Below are 12804 nucleotides of genomic sequence, written 5' to 3'. Positions count from 1 at the left end.
GACATGGAAACGATACGCAACTGGCTGATGCCGCTGCTGCTGGCGGCCGGGCAGGGTGCCCTGCTCTCGCTCGGGGTGGGCTCCGACGGCACGCCCGGCGTGCCGGGCCTGCTCGGCGTGATGTGCGCGCTGTCCGTGGAGACGGCCGCGCTGGGGCGGCGCCGGACCGCGCCCGTGCGGGCGCTGGCCTGGACCCTGGGTGCCGTCTTCGTCGGCGGACTGGCCTGGCCGGACGGCTACCTCGGCCTGGGGCCGCTGATCGCCCTGTACTCCGTCGCCGTGCGCTGTCCCGTGCCGGTGACGGTGCGGGCCGTGGCCGCCGCCGTGGGAGTCGAGTGGGTGCTGGCCGCCGTGCAGGAGGGCCCGCGGGTCACGCTGCTGTCCGACATGGCCCTGGCCCTCGGCGTGTACGTGCTGTGCGCGGGGCTCGGCGAGGCGCGGCGCCGGTGGCTGGCCGGCCGGCTGACCGCGACGAGGCGGCTGGCGGGGGCGGAGCAGACCCGACGGCTGGCGGGTGAGCACGAGCGCCGGCGACTGGCCCGGGAATTGCACGATGTGAGTGCCCATCACCTGACCTCGGTCGTGGTGACCGTCGATGCCGCGCGCCGGCTCCAGGACAGCAGACCCGATCTGGCCGCCGAGGCGCTGTCGTTCGCGGAGCGCACCGGCGCCGAGACCCTCACGGCGCTGCAACGGCTCGTGGGGCTGTTGCGGGACGCCGACCGGCCGGACCACCGGCCGATGAGCGGACGGATCGAGGAACTGGTCGCGGGGTTCGGCCGGTTGGGCCGTCCGGTCACCGCGCGGCTCCCCGAGGACCTCGCCGGTCCGGCGGCCGAGGCGGTCCACGGCATCGTCCGTGAAGCCCTCACCAACGCGCTGCGGTACGCGCCCGGCGCCGCCGCCCAGGTGCTCGTCCGGCGGGCGGACGGTGTGCTGGAACTGACCGTGGAGAACGCTGCGCCCCGCACGGGGACGCAGAGTGCCGGGGGTCTCGGAGCGGGGCGCGGCGTGGCCGGGATGCGGGAGCGGGCGGCCTCGGTCGGGGGCGAACTGACCGCCGGACCCACCCGGGAGGGCGGCTGGCGGGTGCGCGCGACGCTGCCCGACGGCGCCGCGCCGCGGCGGCCGGACGAGCACGCGTGGCGGCGTGACGTGCTGCGCGAGCAGCGGTTCGCCGATCCCGCCCTGATGTTCGCCGGGATGATCCTTCCCGTGTCCTGTGTGCCGGCGCTCACGGAGGACTGGCCGGCCGCCGCGCGGCACGCCGCGCTGCCGGCGCTGCTGACCGTGTCCGGGCTGCTGGTGCTGCACGCGCTGCCCCTGCTCTGGCGCAGACGTGCCCCCTGGGCCGTCTTCTCCGCCGTCCTGGCGACGTCCTGGCTGGGGCCGGTGGCCGTCGTCGCGGCCCGGCTTCCCTCGCAGGCGGCGCAGTTCCTCGTCGGCGGGACGCTGGTGGAGACGCTGGCCGTGTATTCGGTCGCAGCCTACGGGCGGGGGCCCGGCCGCACCTGGCCCGCGCCGGTGGCGGCGACCCTCGGGGCGGCCGGTGCCGTGACGGCCGCCTCGGGCGCCGACGGGTCGATGGCCGGTGAGCCGACGGGCCCGGGTGAGGCCGTCCTGCTGGCCTTCGTCCTGTCCGTCCTGCTCGCCCCGCTGTTCGCGGCCGTGTGGGGCGGCGGGCTGCTCGTCCGGCGCCGTCGGCTGCGTGCCCTGGCCTACGACGACTTCGCGCTCGCCAGCTCGATGTGGCAGGCGGACCGGGCCGCGGAGGCCGAACGGCGGCGGCTGGCGGCCACGTTGCGCGACGCGGTGCTGACGCGGACGGGCGCGCTCGTCGGCGCTGCCCGGCGCGGTGAGCTGGCGGAGGTGGCCGGCACGGCCAGGGCGGCGCTGACCGCGATGCGGGAGATGCTGCACGGCCTGGGCGACGCCGGGGGCGACGACGCGGGGCCCGGCGGCCGGCTCGCTCCCTCGCCGACCGCCGCGGACCTCGACGCGCTGTGCCGGGCACTGCGCTCCGGTGGCCGCGACGTACGGGTGCGGGGGCTCGCGGAGGCCGCCCGGGAGCTGCCGGCGTCCGTGCAGGTCTCGGTGTACCGGATCGTCGAGGCGGCCCTCGGCGCGGGTGATCCGGGTCCGGCGCGGGTGAGCCTGCGGCGGCGCCGGGGCACGCTGCGCATCACGGTGACGGGGGTGCGGCTCGCCGTCGCGGGCCCGGTCGCCGAACGCCTGCGGGTGCAGGTCGCCGCGGGTGAGGGCCGGATCCTGTGCGAGCCGGCCGGTACGCTACGGGTGTCGTTGCCGGCCGGAGCCGTTCCGGCCCCTGTCCAGGAGGTGTCCCCGTCGCCATACGCGTGATCGTCGTCGACGACCAGGCCGTGGTCCGGGCCGGATTCGCGGCCATCGTGGACGCCGAACCCGACCTGACGGTGGTCGCCGAGGCCGGTGACGGAGCGACGGCGGTGTCGCTCGCCGCGGCCGGGGAGGCCGACGTCGTCCTGATGGACATCCGGATGCCGGGCATGGACGGACTCACCGCGACCCGGCTGGTCACCGCCTCGGCCGGCGGGCCGCGGGTACTGGTGCTCACCACGTTCGATCTGGACGAGTACGTGTACGAAGCGTTGCGCGCCGGGGCCTCCGGGTTCCTGCTGAAGGACGCCCGGCCCGAGGAACTGCTGTCCGCGATCCGGGTCGTGGCGGGCGGTGACGGCATCCTGGCCCCTGGGGTGACCCGGCGCCTCATCGACACCTTCGCGCGCAGCGCCCCGCCGCCGGCCTCGGCGGGCGGGCTCCTCGGCCGGCTCACCCAGCGCGAGCGGGAGGTCCTGCTGGAGATCGCCTCCGGTCTGACCAACGCCGAGATCGGCGCCGCACTCGGCGTCACCACGGGCACGGTGAAGAGCCATGTGAACGCCGTGCTGTCCAAACTCGGGCTGCGCGACCGGGTGCAGGCCACGATCCTGGCCTACGAGAGCGGCCTGATCAGCCCGCGCGGGGCGGGCCAGGGCTGACCGGACGCCGGCCCGTCGAGGTCGACGTCCGTTCCCCGCCGGTGCTCCGCGCGCCCCTCCGGTGGGATGGGGTCATGACTTCACGAGCGACTCTGATCGGCAGGACGGCACTGGTCACCGGCGGCAGCCGGGGTATCGGCGCGGCGACGGCGCTGCGGCTGGCGCGGGAGGGCGCGGACGTCGCCCTGACCTATGTGCACGGCAAGGACGCGGCGCAGGACGTCGTACGGGACATCGAGGCGCTGGGGCGGCGGGCCGTGGCCCTGCGTGCGGACTCCGCGGACGCGGCGGAGGCGGCGGGGGCGGTGCGGCGCGCGGCGGAGGAACTGGGCGGACTGGACGTTCTGGTGAACAACGCGGCCGTCGGCCTGATGGAGCCGCTGGAGAGCCTGCCCCTGGCCGATGTCGACCGGCTCCTGGCGGTGAACGTGCGCGGCGCGTTCCTGGCCGCCCAGTCCGCCGCCGCGCTCATGGGCCCCGGCGGGCGGATCATCACCCTCGGCAGCTGCGTCACCGCGCGCGTGCCGGGGCCGGGCGCCACGCTGTACGCGATGAGCAAGGCGGCCGTGGTGGGGCTGACGAAGGCCCTGGCCCGGGAGCTGGCCGGGCGTGGTGTCACGGCGAACGTCGTGCATCCGGGCCCGACCGACACCGACATGAATCCCGCGGACGGCCCGTACGCGTCCGGCCAGGCGGCCATGACCGCCCTGGGCCGCTTCGGCACGGCCGAGGAGGTGGCGTCCACGGTGGTGTTCCTGGCCGGGCCGGAGGCGGCGTACGTGACGGGCGCGGAGTTCTCGGTGGACGGCGGCTACTCGGCGTGACGACCGGAGGGCGTGCGCGTCACGACTCGTCCAGGCGGCGCACGTCCTCCTCGTCCCACGTCCTGGTGTCGCGCGGCCGGGTGTAGGGCTCGGCCGTGGGCGGATGGCCGCCGGCGATGGCCCGCTGGCGCAGGGTCTCCGCGTCGAACTCGAGGCCCAGCAGGATGGCCAGATTGGAGATCCACAACCAGACGAGGAAGACGATGACGCCGGCCATGGTGCCGTAGGTCTTGTTGTAGGAGGCGAAGTTGGCGACGTAGAAGGCGAAGCCGGCGGAGGCGATCATCCAGATCAGCAGGGCCAGGAAGCTGCCGGGGGTGACCCAGGTGAAGCCCTTGACCTTGGTGTTCGGTGTCGCCCAGTACAGGATGGCGATCATCACGACGACGAGCAGGACCAGCACCGGCCATTTCGCGATCGACCACACCGTCAGGGCCGTGTCGCCGATGCCGAGCATCTGCCCGGCACGCCGGGCCATACCGCCGGTGAAGACCACGATGAGCGCGCTGGCCACGGCGAGCACCATCAGGACGACCGTGACGCCGACGCGGACCGGGAGGATCTTCCACACCGGGCGGCCCTCGGGCATGTCGTAGACGGCGTTGGCGGCGCGCATGAAGGCGGCGACGTAGCCGGACGCCGACCACACCGCCAGCACGAGGCCGACCACCGCCAGGACCGAGCCGGTGCCCGCGCCGTTCTGCAGTTGCCGCACGGCCTGGGTGATGATGTCCCGGGCCGGGCCCGGAGCGAGGTCCTGCAGATTGTCGAGCACTCGGTCGGTGGCCGACCGGCCGGCGACGGCCAGCAGCGAGACCAGCACCAGCAGGGCCGGGAACAGGGCGAGGACCGCGTAGTAGGTGAGTGCCGCGGCCCGGTCGGTCAGCTCGTCCGTCCGGAACTCGCGCAGTGAGCCCTTGAGGGCCGCGGCCCACGCCTGCCGGGGCAGCTTGGCGGGGGTGTCCGGCGCGAGCCGCTCCACCTCCTGGTCGGGTCCGGCCTCCTCCGGCGCGGGGATGCGCGGCGCCGGGGTGTCGTCGGCGGCCTGCCGGTGGTGCCTCCGTGGTACATGAAGCTTCGCCATACCGGCCGGGTATCCCGGCGGAGTGTCCTCAAGCGTGCGCCGGCGGTTCAGTCGTCCCCCGGGCGGGGGCGCAGCAGGAGGGCCGCCAGCAGTGCGGTGCCGGCCAGCCCGAGTGCGGCGAGGGCGGTCACGGCGGTGAAGCCGCGGTCGTAGGCGTGCTGTCCGGCGCGCAGCAGGGCGTCGGCGGTGCGGTCCGGCAGGTGCGGGGCCAGTCCTTCCATCGCCGCGAAGGACTTCTCGGCCGTGGCCCGTTCGCCGGTGCCGAGCCCGGGGACGGCGGGCAGTCCCGTGCGGTAGGCGGCGGTCAGGACGGTGCCGAGGACGGCGACGCCGAGGCCCGCGCCGAGTTCGAAGGAGGTCTCCTGGATGGCGGCGGCCTCCCCGGACCGCTCGGGCTGGGCCGCGCTCATGATGGAGTCGGCGCCGAGGGTCATCACGATGCCGGCGCCGTATCCGGCGCAGACCAGCGGGGCGAGCAGGGCGCCGTAGTGGCCGGTGTCGCCGGTGAGGGCGATGACGGCCATGGCGGCGGCGAACAGGGCGAGGGCTGCGGTGAGCGACCACCGGTTGCCCCAGCGGCCCGCGGCCCAGGGTGCCGTCACCGCGCCGACCGCGTTGGCGCCGGCCAGCGGCATGAGCGCCAGACCGGCGCGCAGCGGGGAGTACGCGCCGACCTGCTGGAGCCACTGGGTGAGGAAGAACAGCAACGCGACATAGCTGCCGAAGCAGCCGATGACACACAGGGTCGCGGTGGTGAACCGGCGCTCCCGGAAGAGGGTGAAGTCCAGCAGGGGTTCGGGGATTCGGCGCTGGCGGCGGACGAAGACGTACAGCAGGACGGCGCCGGCGACGGCGGTGACGAGGACGACGGCGTCGACGCCCGCGTGTTCGCCGGCCTGCTTGAGGGCGTAGACCACACCGGCCAGACCGGTGACGGAGAGCGCCACACTGGTCACGTCCCAGCGGCGCGGGAGCGGGTTGCGGGACTCGGGGATGACCCGGGCGCCGACGGCCAGGATGACGACGATGACGGGCACGTTGATCAGGAAGACCGCGCCCCAGCCCCACTTCTCGGTGACGAGTCCGCCGACGAGGGGGCCGATGGTCGCGCCGACACTGTGCGCGGCGGTCCAGATGCCGATGGCGACGGCCCGCTCCCGGTCGTCGGTGAAGACGACCCGGATGATCGCCACCGTGGACGCCATGATCATGGCCGCGCCGACGCCGAGCGCGGCGCGGGCGGCGATGAGCTGGGCGGTGGTCGTGGAGAAGGCGCATGCCGTGGAGGCGAGGCCGAAGGTGAAGAAGCCGCTGAGCACCATGCGGCGCCGGCCGATGCGGTCGCCGAGGGTGCCGCAGGTCACCAGCAGCGCGGCGAGCGTGAGGGAGTAGACGTCGACGATCCACAGCAGCTGCGCGGGCGACGGTTCCAGCTCCCGGCTCATCCGGGGCACGGCGACGTGCAGCACCGTGAGGTCGGTTCCGCACAGCAGCAGGCTGCCCGACACCACGGCGAGCACCAGCCAGCGCCTTCGATGGACACGGGCCGCTTCGTCCGGCTCCGCCGTCTCGCCGACCGTGCGCGGCACCGCCGGCGCTTCCTTGTGTGACATATCCTCAGTTTCTGGAGGTACCGACTCGGGTCGCAAGTACGGTCTTTTCTGTGGCCTAGTGCCACTCCGTATACCAATGGAGGTCAGCGGTGCGTTCGAGGGTCGAGGATTCACCGGATCAGTGCGCCGTCGAGTTCGCGATGGAGATTCTGGGGGGCCGCTGGAAGCTGGCCATTCTGAAACAGCTGGTGACCGGCACGCATCGGTTCGGCGAGCTGCGGCGCGCCCTGCCCGGCGTCACCCAGCGCATGCTGACCCGTCAGCTGCGCGAGCTGGAGGAGGACGGGCTGGTCTCGCGGACGGTGTACCGGGAGGTCCCGCCGCGGGTGGAGTACGCGCTCACCGATGTCGGCCACAGCCTGGACGCCATCACCGAGGAGCTGGACAAGTGGGGCCACTGGTACCGCGAGCGGGTACGCGACGCGGCGGCGTCCGGCCCCCGGCCCCCGGTCTGAGAGCGGGAGCCGGACGGCCCGCCGGGATCACGGCACCGGTGTCCGCTGTCCGCTCGGCGGGCGCCGGGGCGGCACGACCGGCCGCGCGCATCCCGCGGGGAAGGCCGGTCAGAATTCCGCCAGATTCTGCCGGAGGGTGTTGCCCGGTGTGTAGACGGTGCGGGTCAGGCCGCGCCGCTGGAGCGCCGGGACGAGTCCGTCGGTGACCTCGGCGATATAGCGCCGGTTCAGCCGGAGCAGCGGTGTGGTGATCATGAAGCCGTCGCCGCCGACCTCCTCCATCACCTCGCCCATCCGCTCGGCGACCTGGTCCGGGGTGCCGACCAGGTCCACGGAGGACACGAGCCCGCCGGCTCCGTCGACGACGAGTTCCCGCAGGGTCTTGCCGCTCCCCCACTGCTGGAACTTGTCGAGCGTGCCCCGTTCACCGTTGGTGGTCAGCTGGTACGGCAGCGGCTTGTCGAGGTCGAACTGGGCGAAGTCGATCTCGGTGAGGGCCGACACCTGGGCCAGGATGTCCTGGATGAACTGCGGGGAGGACACGGCGCGGGCCTGCTTCTCGCGGGCGTCCTGCTCCGTCTCGCCGAGCGTCGGTGTGACACAGAACAGCACCTTGAGGGAGTCCGGGTCGCGGCCGTTCTCCTCGGCTTGGCGCCGTACGTCGTCGCGGAACTCCTTCATGCTCCGGGGTCCGCCGGCGATGGCGATGATGGAGTCCGCGTTGCGGGCCGCGAACGCCCGGCCTCGCGGTGAGGCGCCGGCCTGGACGAACGCGGGGCGATGCTGGGGCGAGGGGACCGTGTTGAGCGGGCCGCGCACGCTGAAGTACTTGCCCTGGAAGTGGATGGGGCGGACCTTGGTGTGGTCCGCGTAGACGCCGTTCTCCCGGTCCAGGACGACCGCGTCGGCGTCCCAGGAAGCGAACAGCTGCTTGACGACGTCGACGTACTCGTCGGCCATCTCGTAGCGGACGTCCCGCGGCGGCAGCTTGTCCAGGCCGAAATTCCGGGCGGCCAGGTCCTCGGCGCTGGTGACGATGTTCCAGCCGAACCGTCCGGCGAGCATGCTGTCCATGGTGGAGGAGAGCCGGGCGGTCATGAACGGCGGATAGGCCAGGGTGGACAGCGTGGCCACGATGCCGAGGCGGGTGGTGGCCAGCCCCATGGCCACGGCGAGGGGCACCGGGTCGTGCTTGGGGACGACCATGGCCTGCTTGAGGGCCGCCTCCGACGTGCCGCCGTAGCTCTCCGGGACCATCAGCTTGTCCTCGACGATCACATAGTCGAAGCAGGCCCGTTCCAGGGCCTGGGCGACCTCGGTGTGGAACCGGCCGTCCCAGGGGGAGCCGCCGGTGCCGAACGGGCCCTGCCAGTCGTCGGGGGTGAAGTTGAAGATGAAGGCGAGGTGGAACTTCCGGGTCACGGGTGTTTTCCTCCGGGCTGTGCGGTGCGGCGCTCGGCGGCCTGGTCGCGGCGGTCGCCGGGGCGGGCGCGGCGGTCGGGGCGGGTCTGGGCGAAGAGCAGTCCCTCGCCCTCGCGCACCAGTCCGACCGCCTCGTCGAGGACATGGCGCAGGAGCTTCTCGCCCAGCGCGGCACTGGACCCCGAGGTCGAGGAGAGGATGCCGCGGTTGCTGATCCGTTCGACGTCGACGGGGTGCAGATACACACCGGCCCGGGGCGGACGGTCGTGGTCGGGGCGTTCGTCGGTGACGAGGTCCGGGTGCAGGTGCAGCATCAGGCTGGTCTCGGTCACCCCGGCGTGTTCGGCGTGCCAGCCGGGGAACTCGGCGATCTCGGCGTCGGTCCAGGTGTCCCGCACCAGGCTCCACCAGCTGAACGCGAACACCTCGGTGCCGTCCAGCAGGCCCCTCTGGCGGACCTGGTCCAGCGCCTCGAAGAGGAACGGCTCGTTCTCGTAGTGGCCGTTGACGACGACGAGGCGGGCCAGGGGCAGCCGGACCAGCGAGGTGATCGTCTCCCGCAGGAGGTCGATGAGCGTGCCGCCGGTGAGGTGCACGGTGCCGGGAAAGTGCAGGCCGCCGCCGCTCTGCGGGAGCGACCGGGCGCCCACGGCCTGCGCGGGCAGGGTGAAGGCGTCCAGTTCGCGGGCGATCCCGTCGGCGACGGCCTCGGCGAGGAGCAGGTCGACGGAGAGCGGCAGGTGCGGGCCGTGCTGTTCCACGGCGCCGATGGGCCACACCACCGTCCTGCCCCGTACGGCCTCGGTGACCTGGGTGCTCGTCAGATCGGTCAGCCGCCGTGGCGCGGTGTGCTCGCCGCTCATGTCCGTGCTCCCTCCGGTGTGTGGTCCGCCGGTGTCCGGCTCCCGGGGCCCACGAGATCCCGGGTCTCCGCGAGGATGCGCTGGAGGGTGTCGTACATGTCGGTGTGCAGCGCCGTGTAGACCTGGGCGGCGTTCGCGCCGACCGCGAGGTAGTCGGCCACGTCCCGGCCGCCTGAGACCCCGCCGCTGGCCAGGATCGGCAGGTCGAAGCCGCGGCGGCGCAGCTGCCAGACGGCGGCCAGGACCAGCGGTTTCAGTCCGGGGCCCGAGTAGCCGAAGATGCCGCCCAGTTCGAGATCGCCGGTGGCCGGGGCCACGGCGGCTCCGGCGATGGTGTCGCTGACGGTGATGGCATCCGCCCCGCCGGCGATGGCCGCGCGGACCCGGTCGTGCAACCCCTCTCCGATGGCCAGCTTCACCGCGAGCGGGAGGCGGGTGCGGCCGCGGGTCTCGGCCGTGTAGGCGTAGACCCGGTCGGGGTTGTCGTCGTCCAGGCCGTCCTCCTCGTTGAGGCAGGAGATGCCCAGCTCCAGCGCCCGGCACCCGGTGGCCTCGACGTCCTTGGCGAGGGCCGCGAGGTCGGCGGGGGTGTCGGCGTGCACGGAGGCGATGACGGGCAGGCCGTCCTCGGCGAACGAACGCAGTACCCCCAGCCAGTGGTTGACGGGGCGTTTGGAGTACGTGGTGCTGTTCAGCATGCCGACGGGCAGCCGCAGGATGCGTTCGTCGAGCCCGGTCGGCGGGCTGGGGTGGATGGTCTTGGTGACTACGGCACCGGCTCCCCTTTCGATCAGTCTGCGGATGTTGCGTTCCTGGTCCGTCAGCAATCCGGATCCCACGATCACGGGATTGGCGATCGGCAGGCCCAGTACGGCCATGTCGGGCACTTCTCACTCCGTCCGGCGGATGATTGCGGGGCGCGGGGCGGGTCAGGCGACGAGGCTGGCGCCGATCGCCTCACGCTGCCGCTCGGTGGCCGCGAGGACGGCGTCCACCAGCAGTGCGGGCTTCTGGGTGAAGTCGTCGAAGTCGATGACCTGGACGGCGCCCACCCGGTGCAGGCCCTTCAGCAGATGGCTCGCGGACTCGGCGAACGGCTGCCTGGTGATCATCACGATGGGCCGGCCCAGTGCCGTGGCCCAGCCCAGCTCGACATGGGTGCCGTCCGTGCGGCGCAGCGTGCCGTCGTCCAGCAGCGGCAGGACGGGAACGAAGACGTCGCACTTCTTCATCCAGCGGAAGTCGCGCACCGACACCTGCTCCGGGGTGAAGGCCGCCGTCTGCTCGCCGAACTTCTCCACCAGGTGCGCCGAGAAGACGGTGGCACCGTGCTCGCCGACGGTGCCGATGGCCGTGGTGATGGCGTCCTGTAATCCGCCGACGAACCCGGTGCTCAGGATGGCGTGCTGGATGGGGCCGCCGACGAACACGTCGAGGCCGCTCAGGACGCCGTCCGCCGGTGCGGGCACGTCGACAACGATGTTCTCCGCCATGTGCGGTGCTCCTCTTCGGGGGAAGGAAAGGCCCTGCGCGCAGGGCTGGTCGTGATCCGGGGCCGTGTGCGGACAGCCCGGCAGGGGGTGCGGGATCAGGGGAACGGCGGTGCCGGCGGCCGGTGGACCGGACAGCGTCCGGCCCGCGCTCCCGCCCGGTCGCCGGGACGCGCCACGCCGAGGCTTCCGCCGCCGGCCGGTGCCCGGGGGCGCGGTCAGTGGGTTTCGTCGAGCCGTGCGTACCGGCCCCGGTGGTACAGCAGGGGCGGACGGCTCTCGGCGGGTGCGACGAGCCGGCGCACCTCGCCGATGACCAGGAGATGGTCACCGCCGTCGTGCTCGGTGTGCACCCGGCAGTCGATCCATGCGGACGCGCCGGCGAGCCGGGGCGCACCGTCGGGTGACATGTCCCAGTCCACACCGTGGAACTTGTCTCCGCCGGAGCGCGCGAACCGGTCGCTCAGTGCGTGCTGCTGCTGCGCCAGCACGTTGACGCAGAAGAAGGCGTTGCCGCTGATGGCGGGCCAGCTGACCGAGGTGCGGCTGACGCACAGCACGACGCGTGGCGGGTCGAGCGACAGGGAGGAGAACGCCTGACAGGTGAAACCCGTCGGCGCCCCGGCCCCCATGCCGGTGACGACGGTGACGCCGGTACAGAAATGCCCCATGACGGAGCGGAACTGACGGGAGGTGACCGGGTTGTCGACTGCTGCGGAGGTGCTCTCGCCTAACAAGCTCTGTCCTCTCGGCCTGATCGGCCTGTGCGGAAACAAGAAGCTCACCACGCGTCACGTTTGGTGACGATGCAACAGTCTGTCTCATGTGATCGTGTGCGACAACATCGCTGTTGTTCTTGATAAAGATCCTGCCATCATGAGGTCCCGATGAATGATTCCGACATCCTCGATGTAATTGACCAACGAATCATCGCTGCCCTCCAGATCAACCCGCGAGCCGGCGTGGCAGAGGTCGGGCGCATCCTGGGCGAGCATGAGCGCTCCGTGGCCCGTAGGCTCCAGCGCCTGCTGGCCTTGGAAATCGTCCATTTCACGGCGGAGTACGACCGGTTGCGCTGCCCGCTCGGTCATACGGCCTGGCTGCGTCTGAAGGCCCGGCCCGGTTGTCTGGAAGCCGTTGGTGACGCATTGGCTCGGCGCCGGGAAGCGCTTAACGTCGCCGCAGTGAGCGGTGCGACGGGCCTGCTGTGGTGCGAGCTGGCGGTGCCGACCCGGCCGCTCCTGCATGCCCTGGCGGAGGGGGTCCCGGACCTCCCCGACGCGGAGGTGCTCGATGTGTGCCGCACGCTGCGCCCCTTCAAGACGGGAGCGGAGTGGTACGCCCCGGTTCTCACCGACGAGGAGGAGAAGCTCTTGCGGGCCAGCCTGGTCCAGCCCCTGCCCACGCTCGCGGACCGGTACGAGCTGACGCCGACGGACGAACGGGTCGCCGGACTGCTGCGGGACAACGCCCGGGTCTCCCTCACCGACCTGGCCAGGGAGCTGGGTTTCTCCACGGCCACGGCCGGCCGCCGGGTGGCGTCGCTGCTGGAACGCCGGGTGCTCGGACTGCGCACCGTGGTCGACCCCGCCCCGCTGGGTCGGCCGGCCCGGGCGCTGCTGCGGCTGAAGATCCGCCCGGCGGGCCTGGAGAAGGTGAGCGCGACCCTGGCCGCGCACCGGGACGTGCACTCCTGTACCGCCGTCACGGGACCGTACAACCTCCTGGCGGAGGTGTGCCTCCCGCACGAGACGGACGTCTACGGCTTCCTCGTCGACGCCCTCGGGCCGGCCGAGGACGTGCTCGACCTGGACACCGCGATCGTCACCCGCACCTACAAGTCCGGCCCCGGCCCGGACACCTCGCGCCGTTAGGTCTCAACCCCGATTCACCGCGACCACGGGAGCCCCCTCTTGGCCATGCCGCCGAAATCCACGACGCCCAAGCACATCTTCGTCACCGGGGGTGTCGCCTCCTCGCTCGGCAAGGGTCTGACCGCCTCCAGCCTGGGCATGCTGCTCAAGGCCCGCGGCCTG

Annotated in this window: 13 protein-coding genes and 1 pseudogene; 7 read left to right on the top strand and 7 right to left on the bottom strand. The window is 72.7% G+C overall.

Annotated elements, in window-relative coordinates; genetic code table 11:
* Window positions 1–3: 3 nt before the first annotated feature.
* The 3 genes from ACZ7KF_RS39225 to ACZ7KF_RS39215 all read left to right on the top strand — a co-directional run bounded on the left by ACZ7KF_RS39225 (window position 4) and on the right by ACZ7KF_RS39215 (window position 3841).
* Entirely contained in the window at window positions 4–2361 is a 2358-nt protein-coding gene (locus ACZ7KF_RS39225; protein ID WP_471086647.1) for a histidine kinase, read from the top strand.
* Entirely contained in the window at window positions 2358–3017 is a 660-nt protein-coding gene (locus tag ACZ7KF_RS39220; RefSeq protein WP_471086645.1) for a response regulator, read from the top strand. Before ACZ7KF_RS39225 ends, ACZ7KF_RS39220 begins: the two co-directional genes overlap by 4 nt.
* A gap of 74 nt (window positions 3018–3091) precedes the next feature.
* On the top strand, window positions 3092–3841 hold the full coding sequence (locus ACZ7KF_RS39215; protein ID WP_471086642.1) for an SDR family oxidoreductase: 750 nt from the start codon (window positions 3092–3094) through the stop codon (window positions 3839–3841).
* Between the two features lie 19 nt (window positions 3842–3860).
* On the opposite strand, the gene ACZ7KF_RS39210 is transcribed toward ACZ7KF_RS39215, so the two are convergent.
* Both ACZ7KF_RS39210 and ACZ7KF_RS39205 read right to left on the bottom strand, forming a co-directional pair.
* Window positions 3861–4925: a YihY/virulence factor BrkB family protein gene (locus ACZ7KF_RS39210; RefSeq protein ID WP_471086639.1), complete on the bottom strand. Its 1065-nt coding sequence runs from the start codon at window positions 4923–4925 to the stop codon at window positions 3861–3863.
* Between the two features lie 47 nt (window positions 4926–4972).
* Window positions 4973–6538: an MFS transporter gene (locus ACZ7KF_RS39205; RefSeq protein ID WP_471086636.1), complete on the bottom strand. Its 1566-nt coding sequence runs from the start codon at window positions 6536–6538 to the stop codon at window positions 4973–4975.
* Between the two features lie 140 nt (window positions 6539–6678).
* On the opposite strand from ACZ7KF_RS39205, the gene ACZ7KF_RS39200 reads away from it, so the two are divergent.
* Window positions 6679–6993 carry a winged helix-turn-helix transcriptional regulator gene (locus ACZ7KF_RS39200; protein WP_471086633.1) on the top strand — a complete coding sequence of 105 codons (315 nt, stop codon included), beginning with the start codon at window positions 6679–6681 and terminating at the stop codon, window positions 6991–6993.
* A gap of 108 nt (window positions 6994–7101) precedes the next feature.
* Here the strand turns inward: ACZ7KF_RS39200 and ACZ7KF_RS39195 are convergent, their stop codons facing one another.
* The 5 genes from ACZ7KF_RS39195 to ACZ7KF_RS39175 form a co-directional block, all read right to left on the bottom strand.
* On the bottom strand, window positions 7102–8415 hold the full coding sequence (locus tag ACZ7KF_RS39195; RefSeq protein WP_471086630.1) for an NtaA/DmoA family FMN-dependent monooxygenase: 1314 nt from the start codon (window positions 8413–8415) through the stop codon (window positions 7102–7104).
* Entirely contained in the window at window positions 8412–9278 is an 867-nt protein-coding gene (locus ACZ7KF_RS39190) for a creatininase family protein (protein ID WP_471086627.1), read from the bottom strand. The genes ACZ7KF_RS39195 and ACZ7KF_RS39190 overlap by 4 nt, the downstream gene beginning before the upstream one ends.
* Window positions 9275–10156, bottom strand: a complete 882-nt coding sequence (locus ACZ7KF_RS39185) for a beta/alpha barrel domain-containing protein (protein ID WP_471086624.1) — start codon at window positions 10154–10156, stop codon at window positions 9275–9277. The genes ACZ7KF_RS39190 and ACZ7KF_RS39185 overlap by 4 nt, the downstream gene beginning before the upstream one ends.
* A gap of 51 nt (window positions 10157–10207) precedes the next feature.
* Window positions 10208–10771, bottom strand: coding sequence for a hypothetical protein (locus ACZ7KF_RS39180; RefSeq protein WP_471086621.1), 564 nt, complete (start codon window positions 10769–10771; stop codon window positions 10208–10210).
* 215 nt (window positions 10772–10986) lie between these two features.
* Window positions 10987–11505, bottom strand: a complete 519-nt coding sequence (locus tag ACZ7KF_RS39175; RefSeq protein ID WP_471086618.1) for a flavin reductase family protein — start codon at window positions 11503–11505, stop codon at window positions 10987–10989.
* Window positions 11506–11655: 150 nt separating this feature from the next.
* Between ACZ7KF_RS39175 and ACZ7KF_RS39170 the strand changes: the two are divergent.
* From ACZ7KF_RS39170 to ACZ7KF_RS39160, 3 genes and pseudogenes are all read left to right on the top strand, one after another.
* Window positions 11656–11739, top strand: a pseudogene (locus tag ACZ7KF_RS39170) (hypothetical protein); the annotation flags it as partial.
* Between the two features lie 213 nt (window positions 11740–11952).
* On the top strand, window positions 11953–12642 hold the full coding sequence (locus ACZ7KF_RS39165; RefSeq protein WP_471086734.1) for an Lrp/AsnC family transcriptional regulator: 690 nt from the start codon (window positions 11953–11955) through the stop codon (window positions 12640–12642).
* Between the two features lie 45 nt (window positions 12643–12687).
* The coding region (locus tag ACZ7KF_RS39160) for a hypothetical protein (protein ID WP_471086731.1) at window positions 12688–12804 on the top strand (117 nt) is incomplete at its 3' end.

The organism is Streptomyces sp. NPDC038200 (assembly GCF_055600785.1).
This window is presented reverse-complemented; position numbering and strand designations above follow the sequence as displayed.